The sequence below is a fragment of the Methylocystis sp. S23 genome, from assembly GCF_054106005.1.
Genome location: NZ_CM134185.1, coordinates 45,912 through 69,776, shown reverse-complemented (window position 1 = coordinate 69,776; position 23,865 = coordinate 45,912). Strand labels below are relative to the sequence as shown.

General features: G+C 66.0%; 20 protein-coding genes and 1 tRNA gene. 12 read left to right on the top strand and 9 right to left on the bottom strand.

The window, feature by feature from the left end:
* Positions 1-5 precede the first annotated feature (5 nt).
* Positions 6-800: a phosphoribosylaminoimidazolesuccinocarboxamide synthase gene (gene purC, locus ACV7JP_RS00340; protein WP_457797301.1), complete on the bottom strand. Its 795-nt coding sequence runs from the start codon at positions 798-800 to the stop codon at positions 6-8.
* Positions 801-1,160: 360 nt separating this feature from the next.
* Between purC and ACV7JP_RS00335 the strand changes: the two genes are divergently transcribed.
* The gene (locus ACV7JP_RS00335) at positions 1,161-1,484 is read left to right on the top strand and encodes a DUF1476 domain-containing protein (RefSeq protein WP_457797300.1); all 324 of its coding nucleotides are present in this window, start codon (positions 1,161-1,163) and stop codon (positions 1,482-1,484) included.
* 121 nt (positions 1,485-1,605) lie between these two features.
* On the opposite strand, the gene ACV7JP_RS00330 is transcribed toward ACV7JP_RS00335, so the two are convergent.
* A complete protein-coding gene (locus tag ACV7JP_RS00330; RefSeq protein WP_457797299.1) occupies positions 1,606-2,937 on the bottom strand; it encodes an IS4 family transposase in 1,332 nt (443 codons plus the stop codon).
* A 378-nt stretch (positions 2,938-3,315) separates the two neighbouring features.
* On the opposite strand from ACV7JP_RS00330, the gene putA reads away from it, so the two are divergent.
* The 3 genes from putA (at position 3,316) to ACV7JP_RS00315 (ending at position 7,653) form a co-directional block, all read left to right on the top strand.
* Complete coding sequence (gene putA / locus ACV7JP_RS00325; protein WP_457797298.1) at positions 3,316-6,360, top strand: bifunctional proline dehydrogenase/L-glutamate gamma-semialdehyde dehydrogenase PutA; 3,045 nt, start codon at positions 3,316-3,318, stop codon at positions 6,358-6,360.
* 117 nt (positions 6,361-6,477) lie between these two features.
* Positions 6,478-6,990, top strand: coding sequence for an Hsp20/alpha crystallin family protein (locus ACV7JP_RS00320; RefSeq protein WP_457797297.1), 513 nt, complete (start codon positions 6,478-6,480; stop codon positions 6,988-6,990).
* Between the two features lie 186 nt (positions 6,991-7,176).
* The gene (locus ACV7JP_RS00315; RefSeq protein ID WP_457799128.1) at positions 7,177-7,653 is read left to right on the top strand and encodes a ferritin-like domain-containing protein; all 477 of its coding nucleotides are present in this window, start codon (positions 7,177-7,179) and stop codon (positions 7,651-7,653) included.
* A gap of 295 nt (positions 7,654-7,948) precedes the next feature.
* Here the strand turns inward: ACV7JP_RS00315 and ACV7JP_RS00310 are convergent, their stop codons facing one another.
* A complete protein-coding gene (locus ACV7JP_RS00310) occupies positions 7,949-9,205 on the bottom strand; it encodes an FAD-dependent monooxygenase (protein ID WP_457797296.1) in 1,257 nt (418 codons plus the stop codon).
* Positions 9,206-9,391: 186 nt separating this feature from the next.
* On the opposite strand from ACV7JP_RS00310, the gene ACV7JP_RS00305 reads away from it, so the two are divergent.
* The 3 genes from ACV7JP_RS00305 (at position 9,392) to rlmH (ending at position 11,967) form a co-directional block, all read left to right on the top strand.
* The gene (locus ACV7JP_RS00305) at positions 9,392-10,363 is read left to right on the top strand and encodes a quinone oxidoreductase family protein (RefSeq protein WP_457797295.1); all 972 of its coding nucleotides are present in this window, start codon (positions 9,392-9,394) and stop codon (positions 10,361-10,363) included.
* Positions 10,364-10,790: 427 nt separating this feature from the next.
* Complete coding sequence (rsfS, locus tag ACV7JP_RS00300; RefSeq protein ID WP_457797294.1) at positions 10,791-11,213, top strand: ribosome silencing factor; 423 nt, start codon at positions 10,791-10,793, stop codon at positions 11,211-11,213.
* A gap of 274 nt (positions 11,214-11,487) precedes the next feature.
* On the top strand, positions 11,488-11,967 hold the full coding sequence (gene rlmH, locus ACV7JP_RS00295; RefSeq protein WP_457797293.1) for a 23S rRNA (pseudouridine(1915)-N(3))-methyltransferase RlmH: 480 nt from the start codon (positions 11,488-11,490) through the stop codon (positions 11,965-11,967).
* Here rlmH and ACV7JP_RS00290 read toward each other — a convergent pair whose 3' ends face one another.
* Complete coding sequence (locus ACV7JP_RS00290) at positions 11,968-12,249, bottom strand: hypothetical protein (RefSeq protein WP_457797292.1); 282 nt, start codon at positions 12,247-12,249, stop codon at positions 11,968-11,970. It abuts the gene before it with no gap.
* A gap of 667 nt (positions 12,250-12,916) precedes the next feature.
* On the opposite strand from ACV7JP_RS00290, the gene ACV7JP_RS00285 reads away from it, so the two are divergent.
* Complete coding sequence (locus tag ACV7JP_RS00285) at positions 12,917-13,207, top strand: lysozyme inhibitor LprI family protein (RefSeq protein ID WP_457797291.1); 291 nt, start codon at positions 12,917-12,919, stop codon at positions 13,205-13,207.
* 12 nt (positions 13,208-13,219) lie between these two features.
* The gene (locus tag ACV7JP_RS00280; RefSeq protein WP_457797290.1) at positions 13,220-14,320 is read left to right on the top strand and encodes an alpha/beta hydrolase; all 1,101 of its coding nucleotides are present in this window, start codon (positions 13,220-13,222) and stop codon (positions 14,318-14,320) included.
* 521 nt (positions 14,321-14,841) lie between these two features.
* Here the strand turns inward: ACV7JP_RS00280 and ACV7JP_RS00275 are convergent.
* Positions 14,842-15,054: a hypothetical protein gene (locus ACV7JP_RS00275; RefSeq protein ID WP_457797289.1), complete on the bottom strand. Its 213-nt coding sequence runs from the start codon at positions 15,052-15,054 to the stop codon at positions 14,842-14,844.
* Positions 15,055-15,324: 270 nt separating this feature from the next.
* Here ACV7JP_RS00275 and pdxR point away from each other — a divergent pair, with 270 nt between their 5' ends.
* Entirely contained in the window at positions 15,325-16,860 is a 1,536-nt protein-coding gene (pdxR, locus tag ACV7JP_RS00270) for a MocR-like pyridoxine biosynthesis transcription factor PdxR (RefSeq protein ID WP_457797288.1), read from the top strand.
* 52 nt (positions 16,861-16,912) lie between these two features.
* Here the strand turns inward: pdxR and ACV7JP_RS00265 are convergent, their stop codons facing one another.
* The 4 genes from ACV7JP_RS00265 to ACV7JP_RS00250 all read right to left on the bottom strand — a co-directional run bounded on the left by ACV7JP_RS00265 (position 16,913) and on the right by ACV7JP_RS00250 (position 20,172).
* Entirely contained in the window at positions 16,913-18,394 is a 1,482-nt protein-coding gene (locus ACV7JP_RS00265; RefSeq protein ID WP_457797287.1) for a glucosamine inositolphosphorylceramide transferase family protein, read from the bottom strand.
* 310 nt (positions 18,395-18,704) lie between these two features.
* Positions 18,705-18,780: transfer RNA gene (locus tag ACV7JP_RS00260), tRNA-Asn, on the bottom strand.
* Between the two features lie 75 nt (positions 18,781-18,855).
* On the bottom strand, positions 18,856-19,767 hold the full coding sequence (locus tag ACV7JP_RS00255; protein ID WP_457797286.1) for a sugar kinase: 912 nt from the start codon (positions 19,765-19,767) through the stop codon (positions 18,856-18,858).
* Positions 19,768-19,830: 63 nt separating this feature from the next.
* Positions 19,831-20,172 (bottom strand): HesB/IscA family protein, encoded by a 342-nt coding sequence (locus ACV7JP_RS00250; RefSeq protein WP_457797285.1) that lies wholly within the window; start codon positions 20,170-20,172, stop codon positions 19,831-19,833.
* A gap of 97 nt (positions 20,173-20,269) precedes the next feature.
* Here ACV7JP_RS00250 and ACV7JP_RS00245 point away from each other — a divergent pair, with 97 nt between their 5' ends.
* Both ACV7JP_RS00245 and ACV7JP_RS00240 read left to right on the top strand, forming a co-directional pair.
* On the top strand, positions 20,270-21,442 hold the full coding sequence (locus ACV7JP_RS00245) for a deoxyguanosinetriphosphate triphosphohydrolase (protein WP_457797284.1): 1,173 nt from the start codon (positions 20,270-20,272) through the stop codon (positions 21,440-21,442).
* Between the two features lie 130 nt (positions 21,443-21,572).
* The gene (locus ACV7JP_RS00240; RefSeq protein WP_457797283.1) at positions 21,573-23,810 is read left to right on the top strand and encodes a multicopper oxidase family protein; all 2,238 of its coding nucleotides are present in this window, start codon (positions 21,573-21,575) and stop codon (positions 23,808-23,810) included.
* The last annotated feature ends 55 nt before the right edge of the window (positions 23,811-23,865 follow it).

Sequence of the window (23,865 nt, the reverse complement as noted above, 5' to 3'; positions counted from 1 at the left end):
GCTTTTTACTGCACCAGCTTCGGGGCGCCGACGCGGACCGTCTCGCCTTCCTGCATGATGCCGAGCCGGCGAGCGACCTCCGTATAGGCCTCCACCAGCCCGCCGAGGTCGCGGCGGAAGCGGTCCTTGTCCAGCTTGTCGTTGGACTTGATGTCCCACAGGCGGCAACTGTCGGGCGAGATTTCGTCGGCGACGACGATGCGCATCATGTCGCCTTCCCAGAGGCGGCCGCATTCCATCTTGAAGTCGACGAGGCGGATGCCGACGCCCAGGAACAGGCCGGACAGGAAGTCGTTGACGCGGATGGCCAGCGCCATGATGTCGTCGATTTCCTGCGGCGTCGCCCAGCCGAAGGCGGTGATGTGCTCTTCCGAGACCATCGGATCGTCGAGCGCGTCGTTCTTATAATAGAACTCGATGATCGAGCGGGGCAGTTGCGTGCCCTCCTCGAGCCCGAGGCGCTTGGCGAGCGAGCCGGCGGCCACGTTGCGCACCACGACTTCCAGCGGGACGATCTCCACCTCGCGGATGAGCTGCTCGCGCATGTTCAACCGCCGGATGAAATGCGTCGGCACCCCGATATTGTTGAGATGCTGGAAGATATATTCCGAGATGCGGTTGTTCAGGACGCCCTTGCCGTCGATCACCTCGTGCTTCTTGGCGTTGAAGGCGGTGGCGTCGTCCTTGAAATGCTGAATCAACGTGCCAGGCTCCGGGCCCTCGTAAAGGACCTTGGCCTTGCCTTCGTAGATACGGCGACGGCGGTTCATTGGGATCAACCGGGGCTTGAGAAAGTCCATGGGGTCGGCCGCGGCTCCTCCGATATGGTCCGCGCCGGGCGTTTGACCAGGGAGCGGGGTTCAGGGTGGTCCGACCGCAACGATGCGCGGTCGTAGCGTCTTTGGGGGCCAGTGACAAGCCAGCGGTCGCCTTACAAAGGCGACGGCTCACATTATCCGAATATGAAAGCCGACACAACGCGCTCTTTTTTGTCGCGTTTCAGCTATTTTTGCGCCCCGCGCGGGAATGTCGCAGCTTCGCTGCTTGGCATTGGCGCCGCGCCCGGTTTTCGCCTATATGCGTGCGGCGCATAAAAAATGCGGCGCGCGGCGGATTCGCCGCCGGACTCCCTTACAAGACAAACCCGGCTGAGGATGGATATGAGCACTTTCGACCAGCGCGAAGATTCGTTCGAGAAACGCTACGTCCATGACGAGGAGCTGCGGTTCAAGGCCGAGGCGCGCCGCAACAAGCTCTTCGGCCTGTGGGCGGCGGAGAAGCTCGGCAAGACGGGCGCGGACGCCCAGGCCTACGCCGAAGCTCTGGTGGTCGCCGAGGTCGCGGCCGACGCGGATGAGCGCGTCGTCGCCACGGTGAAGAAGGACTTCGAGGCCGCGGGCGTCGATCAGTCCGAGCACCAGCTCCGCCGCACGCTGGAGGAATTTCTCGCCAAGGCCAAGGCCGAGATCAAGGCGGGCGAGTAGGCCCGGCTTTTAATAAATTACGTCGCTCAGAGTGAGCGACCCCCTCCCTGACCCTCCCCCTTTCAGGGGGAGGGAAGGCTGGCGGCGTTTCTACTCCCTCCCTCTGAAAGGGCTAGCAGATTCACACATCTGTGTTGGTTAGCGGCGGCGTTGGTTGGGTGACGGCGATGGCGTATTTTCCGTGCTGGAATTTGAGCCATCCGGCGAGCATGACGACGGGACCGGGTTTTCCGTAATAGCCGGTCCAGCCGCCGAGGCGGGCGAGCACCCAGGACGCATAGGCCAGGGACCCTCGCGGATGTGGGTTCTTCTGACGCTGCGTCTTGCCTTCGAGGGTGGCGCAATAGGCTTCCAGCAGCGGTTGGTCCTTGGGCTCGAAGGCGTCGAGGAGCGGGCGCAGACGTTGCGGGTCGCCGCCGTCCCGGGCGTGGACGAGTTGTTGGATCGTCACGGCCGCGATCAACGTCGCGGCCGCCAGGGTCTGGCGCGGCGCGTCGTCTTCCATCCGCACGGCCTCGATGTCGAAGCCGCCGGTCTTCATCGTGCGGAACAACTGCTCGATCGCCCAACGGCGTCGATACAGATCGACGACCTCGAGCGCTTGCGCGAGGCGGTCGACGGGGCGCGTCGTGATCAGACGCCAATGGACGTTTTCGCCTGGGGGCGGGTCGATCTCGCGCACGTCGACGAGATGGACCGCGATCGTCGAGGGGTCGTTCTGGGCCGCGCCGTTCCGGGGCCGCGCGAGATCAAAGCGCCCATGCCGGACGGCCAGTGTCGCTTCGCGCGCCGGCCGTCCGGGCCTCGCCGGAAGCGACAGCGTCGCCCGCCCGGCCTCCTCCAGCGCATCCAGGCGCGCAAACAGTCGCTCGCCATCCTCCAGCGCGCGGTCCTGCGCGGCGCGCACGAGGAGGTGAACTCCCGGCGGGCGCCGCGCGAAGGCGGAATAAATATCGCTCTCGCGATCGGCCACGACCGTGACCTCGCGCGCCGAAGCGCAAACTTTCGCCGCCGCCGCGCCCTCCAGCCAGCGCCGGCTTTCCTTGTCCTCGATCGGCCGCTGACGCCGATCCGCCTTGCGTCCCGTCGCGCGTTCAAGGAACTGCGCGTGCGCCAGACCCACGATCGAACCGTCCTCGGCGTCGACGACGAGGGTCGGATGCAGATAGAGCCCGCCGCCGCCCCCGGACTTGACGACCGTCGTGTCCTGTATCGCCAGGACCGCGCGCCCGGCGCAACGCGCCGACGCGCGCGCGGCCGCCGTGGCGAACATCTCCGCGCCGGTCACCGCCCGATTGCGAAGAAAGCGCGTGATCTTAATCTCACCGGCCCGGTCGCCGCCGAGCCGACGAATGCGTATGCCCCCGCCGCCCTCCGCCACCAGCCGGGAAAGCAGAAAGGCCCCCTTTTCCAGTCGCGCGTCGCCAAAGCGACCCAGCGTCCGTCCGTCCATCGTCCGTCCCTCCGAATTCCTTCAAATGGAATCAGACGCCCAGGCCACATGCAACCAAGATGTGTGAATGCGGTAGGCGCGCGGGGAGAGGGTTAGGGTGAGGGGCGAAGCGTCCGCGACATAGATGTGAGATCCATTCCGCGAGCCGCCGCCCGAGTCCGTCGAGGCGGCCTTGCCCCTCACCCCAACCCTCCCCGCAAGCGGGGCGAGGGAGACAGGCTCATTCCCGCTCCCCGTTTCACGGGGCGAGAGGGGACGGCGCTCGCATCTTCCTTCGGCGTCAGCAGCGCCGCGCGACGTATATTGTAGTCCTTTGTCCGGACACGCTCCCGCACCCATATTCCCGATATCGTCATCCGATCGGGACGCCGCGAAGTCATGCAGAAGGAACCGCCGCCTTTCGCCGCGCCCTATGCGCCGCCCGACGAGACATTTGCGGAGGCTTTTCTCGCCAGGCGGCCCGACGCGGCGGTCCGCGCCGATATCGACGCCAAGGCGCGCGCCCTTATCCGCGGCATGCGCGCGCAGCACAGCGCGCTCGGCGGCGTCGAGGACTTCCTGCACGAGTTCTCGCTCTCCTCGCGAGAGGGTCTCGCCGTGATGGCGCTCGCCGAGTCGCTTCTACGCGTTCCCGACGACGCGACGGCGGATCAGCTCATCGCCGACAAGCTCGCCGCCGGCGATTTTTCGCATCATGAATCATCATCCGACACGCTGCTTGTCCAGGCCTGCGCCTTCGCGCTCGGCTTTTCCGCTCGGCTTGTCGGCCAGGGGGAGCCGCGCGGCCTCGTCGCCGATCTCGCGCGCCGCCTCGGCTTGCCGACGCTGCGCGTCGCCGCGCGTCAGGCGATGCGCCTCATGGGCGCGCATTTCGTCTTCGGTGAGACGATCGAGGACGCGCTCGCCCGCTCCCAGGGCGCTCGCGAGCGATTTTCCTTCGACATGCTGGGCGAGGGGGCGCGAAGCGCGGCCGACGCCGAGCGTTACTTCGAGGCCTATGCGGCCGCCATCCGCGCCATCGGCGACGCGGCCGGCGGCGCGCCGCTTCCCAACCGTCCCGGCGTTTCGGTCAAGCTCTCCGCGCTTCATCCGCGCTATGAAGCGGTCTCGCGCGAACGCGTCTTGCGGGAGCTGCCGCCGCGCGTGCTGGAGCTTGCGCGCTTCGCGAAGCAAAGCGACCTCGCCTTCACAATAGACGCCGAAGAGGCCGACCGGCTCGAGCTCTCGCTCGACGTAATCGCGCGCGTCGTCGCCGACCCGTCGCTCGCGGGCTGGGACGGATTCGGCCTCGCCGTGCAGGCCTATCAGAAGCGCGCGGCCGCCGTCATCGATTACGCCGCGGCGCTCGCCGAGGCGCATGACCGCCGCTTCATGCTGCGGCTCGTGAAGGGCGCCTATTGGGACAGCGAGATCAAGCGCGCGCAGGAGCGGGGGCTCGCCGATTATCCTGTCTTCACGCGCAAGGCGATGACCGATCTTAATTTCGACGCCTGCGCCGCGGCGCTGCTTGCGCGGTCGCGCATCTATCCGCAATTCGCGACGCATAACGCCCGCAGCGTCGCGGAAATCCTCGCGCGCGGCGGGACGCGCCGGGACTATGAGTTCCAGCGCCTGCACGGCATGGGCGAAGCGCTTTACGCGGCGCTCGCGGAAAGGCGCGACATTCCCGTGCGCGTCTATGCGCCGGTCGGGCCGCATCGCGATCTGCTTGCCTATCTCGTGCGGCGCCTGATCGAGAATGGCGCGAATTCCTCCTTCGTCGCGCGCGCCGCCGATCCGCAGACGCCGGAAGACGCGCTCGTCGCCGAGCCGCACGAGGCGCTTCGCGACGGCGCGCGGCATCCGCGATTGCCGAAGCCGCCGCAAATCTACCAGCCGCTGCGCGCCAATTCGGCGGGCGTCGAATTCGGCGACCGAACGGCGCTTGCCGCGCTGCTCGACGAAATTGGCGCGGCGCGTGGACCTCATGAAGCGCGGCCAAGCGTCCTGTCGACGAAGGCGGCGCGCGACATTGTCTCGCCCATCGACGGCAAGGCGCTGGGGCGCGTCGTCGAGGCCGATGGCGATTGCGCAAAAGAGACGATGTCGGCGGCGGCCGAAGCCTTCCCGCAATGGCGCGCCGCGCCGGTCGAAGCGCGCGCGCAAATTCTGGAGCGCGCGGCCGATCTCATCGAAGCGCGGCGCGGCGCTTTCATGGCGCTGCTGCAGAGCGAAGGGGGCAAGACGCTCGACGACGCGCTCGCGGAGCTGCGCGAGGCCGCCGATATGTGCCGCTATTACGCCGGTCAGGCGCGGCTCGTCTGCCGCGAGCGCAGGCTCCCCGGTCCGACGGGCGAGGATAATCGCCTGCGCTATGACGGACGCGGCGTCTTCGTCTGCGTCTCGCCCTGGAATTTCCCGCTCGCGATCTTCCTGGGCCAGGTCGTCGCGGCGCTCGTCACGGGCAACACGGTCGTCGCAAAGCCCGCCGAGCAGACGCCGCTGATCGCAGCCAAGGCGGTCGCGCTGCTTCATGAGGCCGGCGTTCCGCTCGGCGCCTTGCAGATTGCGCCCGGCGCCGGAGACGTCGGCGCCGCGCTCGTCGCCGATGCGCGCGCGGCCGGCGTCGTCTTCACGGGTTCGGTCGACGTCGCGCGGGACATCAACCGCGCGCTGGCGGCGCGCGCCGGCGCCATCGCGCCGCTCATCGCCGAGACGGGCGGCGTCAACGCCATGATCGTCGATTCGACGGCGCTCGTCGAGCAGGCCGTCGACGACGTCCTGGCCTCCGCCTTCCGATCGGCCGGCCAGCGCTGTTCGGCCCTGCGGCTTCTGTGTCTGCAGGAGGAAATCGCGCCGGCGGCGATCCATACGCTCGCCGGCGCGACGAGGGAATTGCGCATCGGCGATCCGCGCGTTCTCGGCGCGCATGTCGGTCCGGTCATCGACCTGGAGGCGAAGCAGAGACTTGACAATTATATCCACGGACAAAAAGCGGCGGGTCGCGTCGTCTACGCCGGAGAGGCGCCGACCCACGGGACTTACGTCGCGCCACATATTGTGCGGCTCGATCGCGTCTCGGATTTGCGCGAGGAGGTCTTCGGTCCGGTGCTGCATGTCGTGACATGGCGCGCCGCGGATTTCGACGCGCTTCTCAAGGAGATCGACTCCTCCGGCTTCGGACTCACCTTCGGCCTGCAAACGCGCATCGAGAAGCGCATCCGCCATGTCGCCGCGCCCGCGCCGGCGGGCAATGTCTATGTCAATCGCAATATGATCGGCGCGGTGGTCGGCAGCCAGCCTTTCGGCGGCTTCGGCTTGAGCGGCACGGGGCCGAAGGCCGGGGGGCCGGATTATCTGCGCCGCTTTCTGCGCGAGACGACAGTGACCGTCAACACCGCGTCCTTCGGCGGCGATGCGGCGCTGCTGTCGCTTGGAGAATAGGCGCGACATTTTGTGCGGAGCCGCCCCGCTTGAATCGGGCAGGGACGGCGCCGATTTTTTTCGTGCAGCGAGATCGCGAAGCGTTGAGGTTTCGCGATTTACCTTACGGAGGCGGAAATGGCCCAAGAGCAGACACCCGTTAAGAAGGATGGCGGCGGCGCGCTGGTTCCTCCCGATCTGTGGGATTGGCGGCCCTTCGAGGCGCTGCGCCGTCAGCTCGACCGTTTCTTCGACGAGGCGCCCTTGCAGAGGCGTTCGGGCGATTTTGAGCCTTTCGAGCGCTTCATGGGATGGCAGGGAACCCCGCCGGTCGATTTCGTCGAGCGCGACGGCGAATATGAAGTGACCGCCGAGCTTCCAGGCCTCGACCAGAAGGATGTGGAAGTGAAGCTCGCCAATGACACGCTCGTCATCCATGGCGAGAAGAAGATGGAGCGGGAGGAGAACAAGGAGGGCATGTTCTTTTCCGAGCGTCGCTACGGCTCCTTCAGGCGCAGTTTCCGACTGCCCGAGAATGTCGACGTCGACAAGATCGCGGCGAAGTTCGAGAAAGGCGTGCTCAAGGTGACCCTGCCAAAATCGGCGCAGACGAAGACGCAAGAAAAGAAGATCGACATCGCCATAAAATAGGCGCCGTAATTAGAGGCCGTACGCACATCATATGGACTTTGCGAAGAGAAGGCGGCGCGAGATAATTGAGCGCGCCGCCTTCCGGCGCGTCCCGGGCGCGAGGCGAAAAAGCGGCTTTTCGCGAGAGGCGCGCGCGACCCTGGCTTCCGCAATCCAGATTGCAGCGTGATCGAGAGGACGCCCGTTATGAAGGTCGAGGAATTTCTCGCCCACGCCATTCAGCTCGAGTCGGAAGCCGCCATGCGCTTCGGGCAGTTGGCGGATGCGATGACGACCAATGGCAATGCGAAGGTCGGCAAGCTCTTCCGCCGTCTGTCCGACTATTCCCGTCTGCATCTCTCCGACGCCAGGGCGCGCGCCGGCTTTCGCGACGCGCCGGCGCTTCGTCCCGACGAGTTTGTCTGGCCGGATCTCGAGAGCCCGGAAAGCGCCGCCATTTGGGGGGCGGATCCCTTCATCGGCAGGGAAGAGGCGCTGAATATCGCGCTACAGGCCGAACTCGCGAGCCTCGATTATTACCAGTCGATTCACGATACGACCGACGACCCCGAGACGAAAATCCTCGCAAAGGAATTTGTGGAGGAGGAGCGCGACCACGTCTCCGAGCTGCGCAAATGGATCGCCGCTCACAAAGTCGGCGAGTCGCTGCCGAGCGAGCCGTGATCAGCGCAGCATGTGGCGCAGGGCTTCGTAAAGGCTGACGTCAATCGCAATCAGCATGGTTCCGATAAGCGCCGCTTGCGCGATGTAACGATAGCTATGCTGCGCCCGCATCCCGCGCTCCCTCTTTCGAAAGATGTGAGGTAGCGGGGGAAGAAGAGGCGGCAAGCGTGGGACAAGCCCCGAACGCCGTCCTCGCGAAGAGCGTTGCGACGAAGCAATCCAGCGCCGCGATGGGGCTCTGGATTGCGTCGCTTTGCTCGCAATGACGGGCAAGCGGGGCTGGCGGCGCGCCCCTTCACCTCGCCCGCGTTTCCCGAACCGGCTTGCGCATCATTCTCGGCAGCACGAGATGCGGCAGCACGCCCTCGCGGATGACCGCCCGGCGGAGCGGCCCGAGGGCCGCCACGGCGATGAAGCTTGCGCCGCGGAAAAGGTCCACCGGCAGATAAGGGATGATCAGCGAGCGGTTGAGCACGTCGACGCCATGGGTGCGGAACCCGATATCGGCGCGCCGGTGGCGGTCGTAGCGCGTCAGGGCGCGCGACAATTCGCGCTCATTGCGCAGATCGACGCTCGCCAGGCAATCCTCGAGATCGGCGACGTCGCGCAAGCTGAGGTTCAGGCCCTGGGCGCCGATGGGCGGGAAGACATGGCAGGTCTCGCCGACGAGCGCGAGGCGTCCCCTGGCGTGTTGCGACACCTGCATGCCGCCCATGCGGAATTGGCCGATGTCGCTTTCGATCTTCATCGCGCCGAATTCGGACTTTGCGTAGTCCTCGATCTCATATTCCAGTTCCTCGCGCGGTTTGGCGAGGCGGCGGCGGGCGTCGTCGACGCTCATCAGCCAGACGAGGCTCGAACGGTGCGGCGCGTCCTCGCGAGGAGGCAGGGGCACGAGGGTGAAAGGGCCGGAGCGCGTGTGCCACTCGGTCGACATGTTGTCATGCGGGAATTCGTGGCGCAGCATCATCGTCAGCGCCACTTGCGGATAGGTCCATTCCTTCACGTCGATGCCCGCGACCGCGCGCGCGCGGCTGTTGCGGCCGTCCGCGGCCACGATGAAATCGGCCTCGATACGGCGTCCGTCGGCGAGGATCGCCGCGGCGCCCGCGCCGTTCAGCTCGTAATCGACAATATCGGCCTCGATCAGCTCGATCTCCGTCTTGGCGCGAACGAGGTCGAGCAGGACGCCGACGAGCTCGTCGTTGGAGATGTTGACGCCCAGCGCCGGCAGGTCGATCTCGCTCGCGCGCAGCGTCAGCTCCGGCACGGGAAAAAGCTGGTCCGTGTCGTCGATCATGCGAATCGCTTCGACGGGGCAGCCAAGCGCCTTCACGCGCTCCAGCGCGCCGAGCGCGTCGAGGAAGCGGACCGAAGCCTCGAAGAGCGCGACCGTGCGGCCAGGCAGCGGCGGCGGAACGCGGCCGACAAGCGCCGTCTTGAGTCCCGAACGCGCGAAGGCGAGCGCGGCGGCCAGGCCGGTGGAGCCGGCGCCGGCGACGAGGATGTCGAACTTTGTCGTCGCGCCGTCCGGCGCGGAATGCTCGGTCATTTTGGGGCTCCTGATCTTGCGGCCGTTATAGCGGCCCGCGCCGCCCGGCGCGAGGGTCCGGCGCGGCGCGAATTGCCGCGCGCGAGAGCGTCATGGACATGTCCGCTTCGCCGGTTATGCGCAGGGGTTCGAGCCGTGATAACTAGGCGTCAAAACTGGTTTTCGCGGCGAAGAGTGGAGGTTTCGATGGTCAAGGCGATCCGCGTGCACCGGCCGGGCGGCCCCGAGGCGTTGCAGCTCGAGGAGGTCGAGCTGGCCCCGCCCGGACCCGGCGAGGTGCAGATTCGTCACCGCGCCATCGGCGTGAACTATATCGACGTCTATCGCCGCACGGGCGCCTATCCGGCCGAATATCCCTTCATTCCCGGCCATGAGGGGGCCGGTCAGGTCGTCGCGGTGGGCGAGGGCGTGAAGGATTTCGAGGAAGGCGACCGCGTCGCTTATGTCGGCGCGCTCGGCGGCTATAGCGAGGCGCGCAACATCGCCGCCGATTCCGTGATCCATCTGCCGAAATCCATCAGCTTCGAGCAGGGGGCGGTCATGATGCTGAAGGGCCTGACCGCGCAATATCTCCTGCGCCGCACCTTCCGGGTGAAGAAGGGCCATCGCGTGCTGGCGCATGCCGGGGCCGGCGGAGTCGGCCAGTTGCTCTGCCAATGGGCGAACGCGCTGGGAGCCAAGGTCATCGCCACGGTCGGCTCGCCCGAAAAGGCGGCGATCGCCGAGCAAGCCGGCGCGCAGCACGCCATTCTCTACCGCACGGAGGATTTTGCGCAGCGGGTGAAGGAGATCACCAAGGGGCGGCTCTGCGACGTAGTCTATGACGGGGTCGGGCGCGCGACCTTCCCGGCCTCGCTGGACTGCCTTGCGCCCTTCGGCATGTTCGTGAGCTTCGGCTCGGCCTCCGGGCCGATCGAGGCGTTCGACATCGGCCTTCTGGCGCAGAAGGGCTCGCTCTTCGCGACGCGCCCGTCGCTCTTCACCCATATCGCCAAGCGGCGCGACTATGAGGATATGACCGAGGATATGCTTCACGCCATCAAGCGGGGCCATTTGACGATCGCGGAGCCCGAGGCCTTCCCCCTCGCGGACGCCGCCCAGGTGCACGCCGCGCTCGAATCACGCCAGACCGCCGGGTCGATGGTTCTGATCCCCTGATTCGGGGATCGGCGGCCTGTTGGACGACGTCCAAGTTACAATTCCGGCGTGTGTTGCTTCTTCGTCACGCGGGGCGCGGCAGGCGGGAACGCGCTTCGGCAACTGTATGAAACTGAAAGATTCACGCCCGTCGCGCTTTGGCGCCTTGGCCGCCGCAGGGCCGGTTTGACCGGCGTCAAAACGGAATTTTCATCTCTTGATGGCGGTTCCGGCAAAAAAGGCGCGAGCAATTTCTCAAAAATGGGCTATCCTCGAATCGTTCCGGCTTTGAGGTTCCTCCCGCCTCTCGATTAGCCCGAACTGCCTTAAAGACCCGGCCGCTTAGCCGGGTTTTTTTCTGCGGCGCGGGCGGGCGGTCCCCTTTCATGTTGCAATCCGTGACAAAGAGTCCCATCCTCTACTCGCGGCCCGCAGATGGCCGCGAAGCATGAGGGTTGCAACGCTGTCGACAAGTGTTCATCCGGGGGCGGAGACCCGCTCCCAGCCGAAGATTGGCGCCGATGCGTCGCTTTCCGGCTCGATCGTGCAAAATGTCCTCCATGCGCTGGACGAGACCAAGGCCGAGGACATCATCGCCATCGATCTGCGCGGCAAGACCGCCCTCGCCGATGAAATGATCATCGCGACCGGGCGTTCGACCGTGCATGTCGGCGCCATCGCCGACAAGGCGCTCAGGGCGCTCAAGGACGTGGGCGTCGCGGCCCGGGTCGAGGGCCTGCCGCAATGCGACTGGGTGCTGATCGACGCCGGCGACGTCATCGTCCACATTTTCCGCCCCGAGGTGCGCCAGTTCTACAACCTCGAGAAAATGTGGGGCGGCGATCGTCCGGTGGAGATACGGCTCGTCTGACGCATCGCCCCCAAAAGTGCGCAGCGGTTTTGGGGTAAGGCGATGCGCAAGCAAGCTATCGCCCCCAAAGTGCGCAGCGGTTTTGGGGTAAGGCGATGCGCAAGCAAGCTATCGCCCCCAAAAGTGCGCAGCGGTTTTGGGGTAAGGCGATGCGCAAGCAAGCTATCGCCCCCAAAAGTGCGCAGCGGTTTTGGGGTAAGGCGATGCGCGAGCAAGCCTATCATCGCCGGAAGCGCCAAGCGGATGTGCGGCGAAGAGGAAGCCAGGCCGAGCCGTGCGACTGGGCATTATCTGCGTGGGCCGGTTGAAGGCCGGTCCCGAGCGCGAAATCTACGCGCGCTACGCCGAGCGCATCGCCGCGCTGCGACGCATCGGGCTGGAAGGGCTCGAGCTGAAGGAAATCGACGAAAGCAAAGCGAAGAGCCCGGCCGAGCGCATGGCGCGCGAGGGAGAGGAGATGCTCGCTTTCCTGCCCGGCGATTCGGCCCTCGTCGTCTTTGACGAGCGCGGCAAGACGGCCGACAGCGCCGCATTCGCCGGCTTCATCGGCCGAGAGCGCGACGCCGGCCGCAAGGCCATGTGGTTCGCCATCGGCGGATCCGAGGGGCTCGACGGCGCCGTGCGGTCGCGAGCGACGGCCGCGTTTTCCTTCGGCGCCATGACGCTGCCGCATCAGCTCGTGCGAATCCTCGCAGCCGAGCAGGTCTACCGCGCCATGACGATTCTCTCTGGCCACCCCTATCACCGAGCCTGATCAGTAGACCGGGTCGGTCCAGGGAAGGCTGACGGGGACGGCGTTCGACCGAACGCCCGTGGCGCTCCCGCCGCTGGGGCTTCGGGGAATCGCAGTGGGGCCAAAGGCGGACGAAGAGCTCGGCGTCTGCGGCAGCGTCGGATAGGGTCCGTAGAGCATCCCGGCGCCCCCGGCGATCGGCGGGCCGGCGCCGATCGCGGCGCTCCCGGCCGAAGAGCCGGCGGCGAGCGAAGCGGCCGGCGAGAGGGCGAGAATTGCGGCGGCGATCATGAAGTTCTTCATTGGCGGCCTCCAGTCGTCCCGTTCCAGATTGAAAGCCGGAAAAGCGTAGAAGAAGGCGGACTTGGCAGATAGGCGCCAATTTGGTCAGACCATGGCCGACGACGACGCATGTGGTCGAAGCCGAACGGACGGGCGAGCGGTCGGGACCGCGCCTCTTTTCGGCCCTCGGGCTTTAAGCGCATGGCGCAGGCAAGATCGCGGTCTATTCCTGGCCCGAAAGATCCATCAGCATGTGAATCTTGATGGCGATGTTCATGAAGGCGAGGACGAGGCCGAACCAGATCGCAACAGCGAGCGCCCAAAATCTCGGGTCGGAATGCATCGCGAAGTCTCCCTCGCGCGGAGCCGCCTCGGCAGGATGCGCCCACTCGCGGGCGCGGGCAAGGCGCGTTGAAAAAAGACGGCCTGCCGGGGCGATGCGCCGTCCGGCAGGCCGTCGCTTCCCCTCAAATTCCCGCCCTGAAACGAGAAAAAGCCTAATCTCGCCATAAGTTTCGGCCAAGCGTAGCAATTGCGGCGAACGGCGTTCTTCGCAGACTGAGTCCGACCGTTGCATGAAGGCCACATTCATGCGTGTCGAGAGGGCGGCCCGGCGCGCGGGGGGCCCACCCGCCGAGCCTGGCCGTCCGAAACGGGCAGAGAATCGGACGACTTGAACTTGACCATAATGTCCGAAGCCGAAACGACAAGGCGTCTCCGCCAAAAACAAGTCGGGAAAATTTCCAAAGGAGACCGGGATGAAACGCATCGTCGCCTTCTCGCCGCCGTCCCCGCCGCGGCGAGGGACAAGCTCCGCGACGCGCAGCGCGCCTGGATCGCCTATCGCGCCGCGCGTTGCGAGGTCGAAAGCGCCTTGCATCCCGCCCCGCTCGGGGAAGACAATCGCGCAGATCGCCTGATGGAGGAAACGGCGCGGCGTGCGCTGCAATTGCGCGCAATCGCGATCGACAGCTATTAGCCGGGGGCGCGCTTGAACAAATTTCCTTTCGCCATCCTCTCCAGCGCGCTGCTCGCCTTCCTGTCCGGCGCTTGGGCGAAGACGCGGCCGCCATCCCTGCCGTCCGACGCGCCGGCCGCGGCGGCGGCCAACGCGCAGCCCGGCCCGCGCCGCGTGCCGCCGCGCGTCATTCCCGTGCCGAGAGACGTCAGCAAGCCGCTGCAGGACTTTATCCGCATGCCCTATCCGCCGGGCGTGCTGTCGCCGCCGCCCAAGACGGCGGCGGAATGGAGCGCGCTCAACAAGCGCTTCGAGGCCGAATGGACGGCGCCGCTCGCCGATCTGCGCAAGCAATTGCGCGTTACGGTCGAGCCGACGACGATCGCCGGCGTCAAAGCCTATCTCGTGACGCCGCGCGACCTTCGGCCCGAGAATGTGAGCAGAATGCTCCTGCATTTGCATGGGGGCGGCTATGTCTTCGGCGGCGGCGAGGCGGCGACCAATGAAGCGATCATGATGGCCGGAATCGGCGGTTATCGCGTCATCTCGGTCGACTACCGGATGCCGCCGGAATTTCCGTTCCCGGCCGGGCTCGAAGACGCGCTCGCCGTCTGGCAGTCGCTCGCGCAGACGATCGATCCGAAGAATATGGCGGTGTTCGGCTCGTCGGCGGGCGGCGGGCTGGCGCTCGCCGTGACGCTGAAGGCGAAGGATGAGGGCCTGCCCACGCCGGCGGCGGTGTCGGCGGGAACGCCCTGGTCGGATCTCGACAAGATCGGCGACAGCTATTTCGCCAATGAATATGTCGACAACATGCTGGTCACCTGGGATGGCTGGCTCGGGGGCGCGGCGCGGCTCTACGCCGGCCGCCACGATCTCAAAAACCCCTATCTTTCGCCGGTCTATGGAAATTTCAAAGATTTCCCGCCGACGATCCTGACGACGGGGACGCGCGATCTCTTTCTGTCCAACACGGTGCGCGTGCATCGGGCGCTGCGCCGCGCGGGAGTCGATGCGGATCTCAACGTCTATGAAGGCATGAGCCACGCGCAATATGCGGGGCCGGGAATGCCGGAGGCGCGGGAAGCCTTCGAGGATATCGCCCGCTTTTTCGACGCGCGGCTCGGTCGGTAGCGGCGGTCGCCGCCTGATTGCCTCGCTTCATGGAATCAAGCGGAGCCGGCGTCAGCCATAGGCCCAGCCGACCAGCGCGGCGCCGAGGAAGAAAATGACGCATCCAAAGGCGATGATCTTGAGAAGACCTTCAGGCATCCTTGAACCTTATCCTCAGCAAAACGGCCCGTCGCTACATCCGCGCTCGGGCCGTTTTTTCAGGCGACGCCTCAATCGCCGCCTTTTCAAAAGATAGGATCGCCGCGCCTTTCCGACAAGGGCGCCCGCAAGCGTCAGCTACATCCAGCCGTCAAAGCGCGAGACCGCCATGAGCGTCAGAATGCTGACGAGCTCCATGGCGAGGAAAAGGAGACTGGCTATCGGCGCGCTCATCTAGACGCTCCCTTAATCTAGCGGTTTCCGTCACTCGAATTGCTGGGCCTTTTGTTGATGTTTTCCGCCGTCATTGCTTCGCTTCGCTCGCAATGACGGCCGCGAATGAACGTCCGCCAAAAATCCGTCAATTCAAGTGACACAGGCGACTAGTCCCGCGCCGCCGCCTTGATTTCGGCCTTGGCGTCGAGCGGCCGATCGCTTTGGGCGACCACGGCCTTTGGCGCGAGCGAGGTCTTGACCGTTTTGCTTGCCTGGTCGACGCGGTGCTTGCCCGGCGCGCCAAGGCTGGTGGCGAAGCCGAGAGCCAGGAAGCCGACCCAGAAGGCCGCCGGGACGATTTTCGAATTTGCGAGCGTCATTTTAATCCTCCCGGTCCCAAATGCGTTTCTTGCGGCGAGTAGACTTCCGCAAGAACTGCCTGTGGAAAAGCGCCAGAGCGACGCTTGCCGGTGGCGCCAGTTAAAAGTTTTTTGACAAATGCGAGCGCGCCCCTGGTCGCGCGCTTGCGTGCTCGCCACATAAGTTCGTGGCTCCAGATCAGCGTCCGCACGTGGATCTATGAGGTTGCAAAAGACAGCCTTAATCGTCGTCTATGGCAGCCGCCGACATCAGCCAGCGGAAACCGTAAAATGACGAGCATCGCCTCAATCGGTCGTCCAACTCCGGTGGTCCGGAGCGGCCACGCGCAGTTGTCGATCATTCTAAAGGCGTCCGAGAAATCGACCCTCCAGACGCAGATCTTCGACCAGATCCGCACCATGATCCTCAACGGACAGCTACGCGGCGACGATCCGCTGCCCACGACCCGCGAGCTGAGCGCGCAGCTCGGCGTGTCGCGCAACACGGCGGTGCTGGCCTATGAGCGCCTGATCGCGGAAGGCTACATTCGCACCAAGCCCTATGTGGGCACATTCGTCTCGCCCGATCTGCCGGACACGGCCTTTCTGTCTTCCGCCGCCGAACGCGCGACGCCGGCGGCGCCTCGATCCGCCGAAGGCCCGCTGGCGGGCGGCGGGACCATTCGCACCATGCGCACGCACCGCCTCGCCGATCCCGAGCGACGGCGGCTCGCCGCGGACTTCTGGGTCGGCCGCCCCGATGCGCGCACCTTTCCGCTCAAGGCGTGGTCGCAGCATATAAAGGCGCGGCTGAAGTCGGCGGGCGCGAAGCTTACGAGCTACAACGATCCCGCCGGGCTGCTGGAGCTTCGCCAGGCGATCGCCAAGCATCTGGCGCCCGCGCGCGGCGTCGTCTGCGACCCCGAGCAGATCATCATCATCGGCGGTTGCCAGGACGGCTTCAATCTCGTCGGCCGCCTGCTGCTGACGCCGGGCTCGACGGCGGTTGTCGAATCGCCTTGCTATCAAGGCGCGGCCTTTGTGCTCGAAAGCTTGGGCGCGAAGCTGCATCCCGTGCCGATCGACCGCGACGGCCTCGACGTGACGCAGCTTCCGCACGTGACGGGGGCGCTCGCCTATGTCACGCCGTCGCATCAATATCCGATCGGCGTGACCTTGAGCCTTCAGCGGCGCATCGAGCTTCTCGCCTGGGCGACGCAATATGACGCCTATATCATGGAAGACGACTATGACAGCGATTTCCGTTTCGTCGGCTCGCCGCTCACCGCGCTGAAAGGCCTGGACCGCAACGAGCGCGTCATCTATCTCGGCACATTCTCGAAATGCATGGGACCCGGCCTGAGGCTCGGTTACGTCGTCGCGCCGCCGAGGCTCGTCGAAAGCTTCCGCCGCATGAAAATGTTGATGAACAACGGCCAGAGCTGGCTGGAGCAGGCGGCGATGGCGGACTTCATGGCGAGCGGCGAGTTCGGCCGTCATCTGCGCCGTATCCGCCAGCTCTATCGCGAGCGCCGCGACGCGCTGCTCGGCGCGCTGCACAAGAATTTCGGGGAATGCGAAATCTTCGGCGAACAGGCCGGCATGCATCTCGTCTGGAAGCTGCCGGAAGGATTCCCGAGCGCCGCCGAGGTCGAGGCCAAGGGCCTGGCCGCGGGCGTCGGCGTCTGCTCGCTGGCGACGGGATCGGCGCTGCGTTTCGATCCAAATGACGGCGGCGACCGTTTGCTGATGCTCGGCTTCGTCGCGCTGACCGAGAAAGAGATCGAGGATGGCGTCGCCCGGCTCGCGGGAGCGCTGAGGGGATGAAAACGCCTCTCGCCGTCAAACGGGGGCGGAGGGTCGGCGCGCGCGAAGCAAATTAGTCGCTGAGGAGGGCCCTGTCGACGCGCTGGCGCAAGGCGCGGCGGAGCGGCGGAAATCTCGGCGTGAAAACCGCGCCGTCGATACATTCCAGCCGTCCGAAGCGGTTGATGGTGTGGAGCCGGTTCCCCGGCCATCGCCCGCCGGGCGAGAGATAGCGCAGGAGCGACTGCCGGAACGTGTCGGGATCGAGCGCGTCTATGCGCATGATGGCGAGGTCTTTCCCGTAGCTTTGCGAGCAATCCTGCACCGGCCGCAGCAAAGCCCCGTTATGAAGCACGACCTTGCCGGCGGGCCGCGCATAACGCGGATCAATGAGCGCGGGCGATTGTCGGTGCGGCGTCCAGGGGCCGAACAGGCTCGGCGCGTGATGGATGGCGAGCACGTCCGAATAGCCGCCATATTGGTCGTGGACGACCGAGGTCATCCAATAGCGGCCGCCATGCCGGAAGATCGTCGCGTCGGCGGCTTCGACATTCTCGACGAGATGGGCGGCGGGCTCCCATTTTGCCGGAAAATCGACGCAGCGATAGAGGGTGATCGCGCCGGAGGTCGACGCCTCGGGGACCATATAGAGCTCGCCCGCTTCCTCGATCAGGAAGGGGTAGGAGAGATGCCAGCGCTCCTTCAGCGCGCAAATGGGCGCGCCGACCGGTCCGCAATCGTCGAAAGGCTGGTAGAAAATTTCGCCGAGACCCCGGCCGTAATCGAGAAGCTCGAAGAAGACGCCCCGCCGCCCGCGCCATTCGACCGGGAAAGGATCGGCGGAGAATGCGGTTTCCTGATCGGGCATGACGCGCCAGGCGGGTCCGGACAAGGAGCCGGTCTCGACGACGCCAGGGCCGTCAACATGCCGCCAGCCAATGCGCCAGTGCGGCGTGCGCGTGCATAGGCGATGAATCCACCTCAGGCGCTGAAAAACCATGTTGCGCGCGAAAAATGCGGCGGGGCGGCGCGGCGTCCTTTCGACGCGCCGCGCTGGCGCGTCCAAGGCCTCGTCGGGATTGGCGAGCGCCTTCTCGATCAGAAGACAGATACGGGAATAGACGGCGTCGAGGCCGCCGGTCAGGCCGTCCGCCGCTTCGAGGGAAGGGAGGCCTTCGGCGAGAAGGGCGCCGGTCGCGACGTCCTCCACCGCGAGGGCCGGCGCGGCGCCCGAGAGAATCGCCGCGACGGCGGCCTGATCCGTTGGATGTCCGTCGTAAAGCGGCCGCAAGACGCGCGCGTCGCCCGAGGCGGGCGCCTCGCCGGCGAGGTCGACGACGACGTCGGCGTCCGATCCGGGCGCGGCGTTCGCCGCGGGCCTTTCGACCTGGTCGCAAAGGGAGGGCTTTCCGCGCCGAAGCAGCATGCGCTCCAGCGTCAGCAATTGCGTCACGTCGCCGGGCTGGGCGTCGCTTCCCGGCTCGAAGCGGAACGAGACCGCCGCCTCGGGCCATCGCCGCGCCAGCGCTTTCCCCAGGCGTTCCTGCCAGCGCATGAACCGACTCGAGGAAGCGGCGATGACGATGTGTCGATAGCTCCGGCGGAAGGCCTTTGCGTCAAACGCGTCGGGCGCCTCGGGCTGGCCGCGATTTTCAAAAGCATGGCGGGATAGGGGATCGCAACGCGTCATCGGACAGCCTTCACCGAACGAAGCCGCGCCCGGCGGGTCGCCGCAACTCCCTTTGCATGAAAGGCGTCAGCCATGCCGCCCTCTCTCCCGCATTCGAGCGCGCATGAGGGCTAAATGCCGATCTCCGGCGGCAAAAGGCTATCTATCTTTCGTTATACGCCGCTTGAGAAAAGGATGGCTCCCCGAGTAGGACTCGAACCTACGACCTAGCGATTAACAGTCGCGTGCTCTACCAGCTGAGCTATCGGGGAATGTCGTGGTGGAGGGCGTATACAGGGCGTCGGTGGGTTTGCCAAGTCCTTTTGCGCCGCTTGTGGAGAACCCGATCAGGCGAAGGCTTCCGTCGTCATATTCTCCTGGAATTCCTTCCATGCGCGGTCGATGTCGGCGCGGCTCGGCAGGCCGGCTTCGTTGCCGAGATGCTGGACCTTGTGCGCGGAGGCGGCGCGGGCGAATTCGAAATGCGCGCGCCATGGGGCCTCGGGCCGGTCGAGATAGGAGGCGCAATAGGCGCCGTGAAAGACGTCGCCGGCGCCGGAAGTGTCGATGACGCGCTCCGGCGGCACATGGAGCGAAGGCAAATGCTGGGGCGCGCCGTCCTCGCCGTACCAGAAAGTGCCTTTCTCGCCGACCGTCACCGCGCCCACCCGGCATCCTTTCGACTTGAGCCAGGCCAGCATCTCCGGCTCGCTGAAGGACATCTGCTTGCAGAGCTGCTTCGACACGACGGCCACGTCGACGAAGTCGATCAGCTCCTCGATTCGAGGCCGCAACGCGCCGCCGTCGAGCGAGACGAGCACGCCGCGCTCTCGCGCCGCCTTGGCGTAATGGATGGCGGCGTCCGCCATATGCCCGTCGAGATGCAGCACGCGGGCGGTCGAGATGTCGAGGCGCACGAAAGTCTGGAGATAGTCGTCATCGCGGGCGCGCAGGATGGCGCGCTTGCCGTCATTGGGCAGCACGAAGGAAAGCGACGACCGCGCGACCTTGCGCGGATGCACCCGCACGCCATAGGCGTCGGCCATTTCCGCGAACATATGGCCGAGCCAGTCGCGCGCCTGCGTGGTGAGGATATGCACGTCATGGCCGAGCTTGGCGCAGGCGAAGCCCGCCGTGACGGCGTTGCCGCCAAAGCTCACCGCATAGTCGCGCGCGACCATCTTCTCGTCGCCGGCGGGCATTTCGTCCGCGAGCATGGTGACGTCGATATAGGCGTGGCCGAGAAAGAGCGCGTCCAAGTCGATCTCCGCTTTGCGGGAAGGGATTCCCCTAATCTCGCCGAACTGGATGGCGCGGGCGTGTCAGAGCGAGAAGCTCGCGCCGCAGCCGCAGGAGGCGGTCGCGTTCGGGTTCTCGACGCGGAAGGACTGGCCCATCAGATCGTCGACGAAGTCGATCCTCGCCCCCGCGAGGAAACCGATCGAGGCCGGGTCGATCGCGACGCGCGCGCCGTCGCGCTCGACGAGCGCGTCCTCAGTCTTCGGCGCGGCGTCGATGGCGAACTGATACTGGAAGCCCGAGCAGCCGCCGCCCTCGACCGACACGCGGAAGACGGCGCCGGGGGCCTCCTTCGACAGGAGCGCGACGATTCGCTTCGCCGCCTGTTCGGTAAGGGCTACCTCATTGACGATCGTCGCCGTCATCCTTCGTCCTCGTTGAATCCTTGCGTCCGTCCGGAATTGCGGGCTATGGGCCAAGATAGGCTCGATCTTCCGGCCTTTCAATGACTGGAGCCCGACCGTGGCCCTGCGGCAGCCCCTCGCGCCTTACGCCTGCGATGCGACGAATTCGCGCGGACGCCTCTACGCCGTGTCGCCCTCGCCGACGCGCAGCGCTTTCCAGCGCGATCGCGACAGGATCATTCATTCCACGGCCTTTCGGCGCCTCGCCCACAAAACCCAGGTCTTCGTGCCGCTCGACGGCGATCATTTCCGCACGCGGCTGACGCATACGATCGAGGTCGGCCAGATCGCCCGCGCCTTGGCCCGGGCGCTCGCCGCCGATGAAGATCTCGCCGAGGCGGTGGCGCTGGCGCACGATCTCGGCCACACGCCTTTCGGCCATGCGGGGGAGGAGGCGCTCGAGGCCTGCATGAAGCCTTATGGCGGATTCGATCACAACGCCCAGGCGCTGCGCGTCGTCACGCTTCTGGAGCGGCGTTACGCCGATTATGACGGACTCGATCTTTGCTGGGAGTCGCTCGAGGGCATCGTCAAGCATAACGGGCCGCTACTGGGGCCCAAGGCGCTCAGGCCGCTGCCGCGTTACGTGCGCGAATTCGACGCGCTCTATCCGCTGGAGCTCGCGACCTTCGCGAGCGTCGAGGCGCAGGCGGCGGCGCTCGCCGACGACATCGCCTATATCGGCCACGACATAGACGACGGCCTGCGCGCCGGTCTGTTTTCGCTGGAGCGGATCGCGGCCGGCGCGCCCTTCGTCGCCACGCTGCTGGAGGAGGTCGCGGCGAAACATCCCGGCCTCGAACGCGGCCGCGTGATCCACGAATTGGTGCGCCGGGTGATCACCCGCTTCGTCGAGGACGCCATCGCGACCGCGAAAGCGCGTCTTGAGCGGTTGGAGCCGCAAAGCGCCGCGGAGGCGCGTAACGCCGGCGAGGCGATCGTCGCGCTCTCGCCGCAAATGACGGAGGCGGAGCACGACCTCAAGCGCTTCCTCTTCGCCAATATGTATCGCCATGCGCGCATACTCGGCGTCTGGGAGCGCGCGCGCGACGCGATCTCGCGGCTCTTCCCGGCCTTTCTCGAAACGCCCGCCCGCATGCCGCCCGAATGGGCGACGCTCGCCGCCGCCGCGCGCGACGAGGCGGCGCGGGCGGTGGTGGTGGCGGACTATATTGCAGGAATGACGGACAGATATGCGCTCGGAGAAGTGAAGCGGCTATTTGGCGCATGAGCGCCCATTGCGCCGGGCCTGTGGCGGCGCTTATCCTCCCATTCGCTCTTTCGGCCTTGCGCCGCCGCACATTTCCAGGCGCGCGCTCCGCCAATGTTTTACCCGGGCTGATTTTCACGGAGGAATTGTCATGCTTCTCAAGTTCGAAAACCATCTGCCGCTTGCCGCGCTCGACGTCGTCACGACCGGACAGACCGGCGCCTGGGGCTCCGTCACCTTCAGCGCCGAGGCGCGCAGCGTGAAATATACCGACGCCGTCGCCGCTCCCGCCGAGCCGAACGCCTGGTGCTATATCCGCGCCGGATCGCAGCAAGAGCGGGCGTCCGCGCTCGAGAATTATCTCGGCCCGGTTCTCAACGTCGAACGCGGGCGTCCGCTCAAGACGGTATGGATCAACAAGCTTCCGTCGATGGACGCCGAAAAGCCCGGAGACGCGCGTTCGCTCGCCGCGCCGCCGATCAATCCGCTGCCGATGGATCTCTTCAACGACATCCCGCAGTTCAGGTCGATGAATTATCCGCTCGGCGTCGTGACGCATCTTCACGGCGGCAAGGCGCCGCCGACGTCGGACGGCTGGCCGCTCCATCCGGCGGGCTTCGAGGGCAATCCATTCGGCATGCCGTCGCATCGCACCTATTTTTATCCCAACGATCAGCGCGCCGCGATGCTCTGGTTCCACGATCATGGCATGGACAACACCGCGCAGCAGGTTCATGCGGGCCTCGCCGGGCTTTATTTCGTACGCGACGAATCGGACGCCGACATTTTCCATCTGATCGGCGGCGAGACGCAGGAGCTTCCGCTCGTCATTCAGGATCGCTGCCTGGAGGCGGACGGCGCCCATGTGAATTACCGGAAGGGCGTGCCGATCCAGACCGACGCCGGGACCGGCAAACGCAGCTTCAAGCGGCCCGAATTCCTTGGCGACGCTATCTTCGTCAATGGCCGGCCGTGGCCGCATGTGCATGTCAACCCGAAAGTCTATCGACTCCGCCTGCTCAACGGCTCCAACGCGCGAACCTATGCGCTGACGCTTGCAGATCCCGAGGGCAAGGAGGGCGGCAAGATCTGGTATGGCGATCTGCTTACGGCGATCGGCAATGACGGCGGGCTGTTTGGCCGGGCCGAGGCTTTGGCCGCGACCGACTATCTGCTGCTGGCGCCCGGCGAGCGTCTCGACCTGCTGCTTGATCTCACGCAGCTCGACCCCGCCGCGACGCCGTCGCTCAACCTCGTCAATCTGGCGCTCGCGGGATACGACCCCGCTGACCCGGAGGGCGAGCCGATCTTCCAGACCGACGCCGATTCGGCGCTGCCGCCCGGCGACGCCAAAGCGCTCGCCGCCATCGGTTTCACCCAGCAGGCCGACGGGCCGCACGCCAATCTGCCGCTCGCCAATGTGCTCCAGTTCAAGATCGTGCCGGCCGCGCATGCGCATGGCGCCGTCGATCCCGGCATGCCGCCCTTGGCGGGGCCGGCTCCGGCGCTGGATCAGGCGACGCTGAACAAGATCCTCCGCCGTCACGCCGATGACGACAGCTTCCACTGGGACGCCGCCGCGCCCGCGCTTGTCTCGAATCCCGCCTCCGCGCCGGTTGCGCGCAACCGTTTCGTGCTGCTGATGAACGACACGGCCGGGCTGGGCGATCAGAACAACCCGCCGACGTCGCCTTACACTGGCGGGCCGTGGCGCGACACGCAGATCTGGGAGCTTCGCCCCTCGACGGAGCCGGGCGGCGCTTCCAACTTCGTCGTCCCATTCGACGCCAAGCTTGCGGACCCCACCCAGAAGGGCGCTTCGGCCGCGGGCGTCGCCTATCAGGTGGCCCGCGCCTTCTTCTTCGAGCCGGAGGACCCGACGCCGCCGCATTCACGCCGCCATAAAGACCCGCTCTGGTCGCTCGCGACCGAGAATGTCAATCCGGCGGGCTATCCCCCGGTTTTCCGCTATGCGCATCTCTACCGCCACGCGCCGGGGCAGGGGCGCAAGGTCATCCAGCCGACGGAAGGGACCTATGAGCGCTGGTATGTCGCGAATATCGGCAACGATCCCGGCGACCTCGCCGACGGACAGCCGGACATGCATCCTTTCCACATGCATCTCGTGAATTTCGTCGTCACGAGCCGCTACAAGCTCGGCAAGGACGCCGGTGGCGGATCGGTCTTTCAGCCAATCCAGCGCCGGCTCGATTTCGACGGGATCGTGCGGCACGACACGGTGCGCGTCCAATCGAATGAATTGGTCGAGCTGCTCGTGCATTTCCCGGAAGGCTACGCCGGCCGCTATCCCTATCACTGCCACCTCGTCGAGCATGAGGACATGGGCATGATGCTGCATTTCGACGTTCAGCCCCGGCCGGGCGCCTGAGGCGGCGGAGATGCATTCGCGCGCGGGGTCTGCTAGACCCGCGCGCGAAGACCTC

Bases quoted from the DNA above. Each gene is read 5' to 3' on its own strand.
- purC (WP_457797301.1), bottom strand. From the start codon at position 800: ATGGACTTTCTCAAGCCCCGGTTGATCCCAATGAACCGCCGTCGCCGT.
- ACV7JP_RS00335 (WP_457797300.1), top strand. From the start codon at position 1,161: ATGAGCACTTTCGACCAGCGCGAAGATTCGTTCGAGAAACGCTACGTC.
- ACV7JP_RS00330 (WP_457797299.1), bottom strand. From the start codon at position 2,937: ATGGACGGACGGACGCTGGGTCGCTTTGGCGACGCGCGACTGGAAAAG.
- putA (WP_457797298.1), top strand. From the start codon at position 3,316: ATGCAGAAGGAACCGCCGCCTTTCGCCGCGCCCTATGCGCCGCCCGAC.
- ACV7JP_RS00320 (WP_457797297.1), top strand. From the start codon at position 6,478: ATGGCCCAAGAGCAGACACCCGTTAAGAAGGATGGCGGCGGCGCGCTG.
- ACV7JP_RS00315 (WP_457799128.1), top strand. From the start codon at position 7,177: ATGAAGGTCGAGGAATTTCTCGCCCACGCCATTCAGCTCGAGTCGGAA.
- ACV7JP_RS00310 (WP_457797296.1), bottom strand. From the start codon at position 9,205: ATGACCGAGCATTCCGCGCCGGACGGCGCGACGACAAAGTTCGACATC.
- ACV7JP_RS00305 (WP_457797295.1), top strand. From the start codon at position 9,392: ATGGTCAAGGCGATCCGCGTGCACCGGCCGGGCGGCCCCGAGGCGTTG.
- rsfS (WP_457797294.1), top strand. From the start codon at position 10,791: ATGAGGGTTGCAACGCTGTCGACAAGTGTTCATCCGGGGGCGGAGACC.
- ACV7JP_RS00290 (WP_457797292.1), bottom strand. From the start codon at position 12,249: ATGAAGAACTTCATGATCGCCGCCGCAATTCTCGCCCTCTCGCCGGCC.
- ACV7JP_RS00285 (WP_457797291.1), top strand. From the start codon at position 12,917: ATGTCCGAAGCCGAAACGACAAGGCGTCTCCGCCAAAAACAAGTCGGG.
- ACV7JP_RS00275 (WP_457797289.1), bottom strand. From the start codon at position 15,054: ATGACGCTCGCAAATTCGAAAATCGTCCCGGCGGCCTTCTGGGTCGGC.
- pdxR (WP_457797288.1), top strand. From the start codon at position 15,325: ATGACGAGCATCGCCTCAATCGGTCGTCCAACTCCGGTGGTCCGGAGC.
- ACV7JP_RS00265 (WP_457797287.1), bottom strand. From the start codon at position 18,394: ATGCGCTGGCAGGAACGCCTGGGGAAAGCGCTGGCGCGGCGATGGCCC.
- ACV7JP_RS00250 (WP_457797285.1), bottom strand. From the start codon at position 20,172: ATGACGGCGACGATCGTCAATGAGGTAGCCCTTACCGAACAGGCGGCG.
- ACV7JP_RS00240 (WP_457797283.1), top strand. From the start codon at position 21,573: ATGCTTCTCAAGTTCGAAAACCATCTGCCGCTTGCCGCGCTCGACGTC.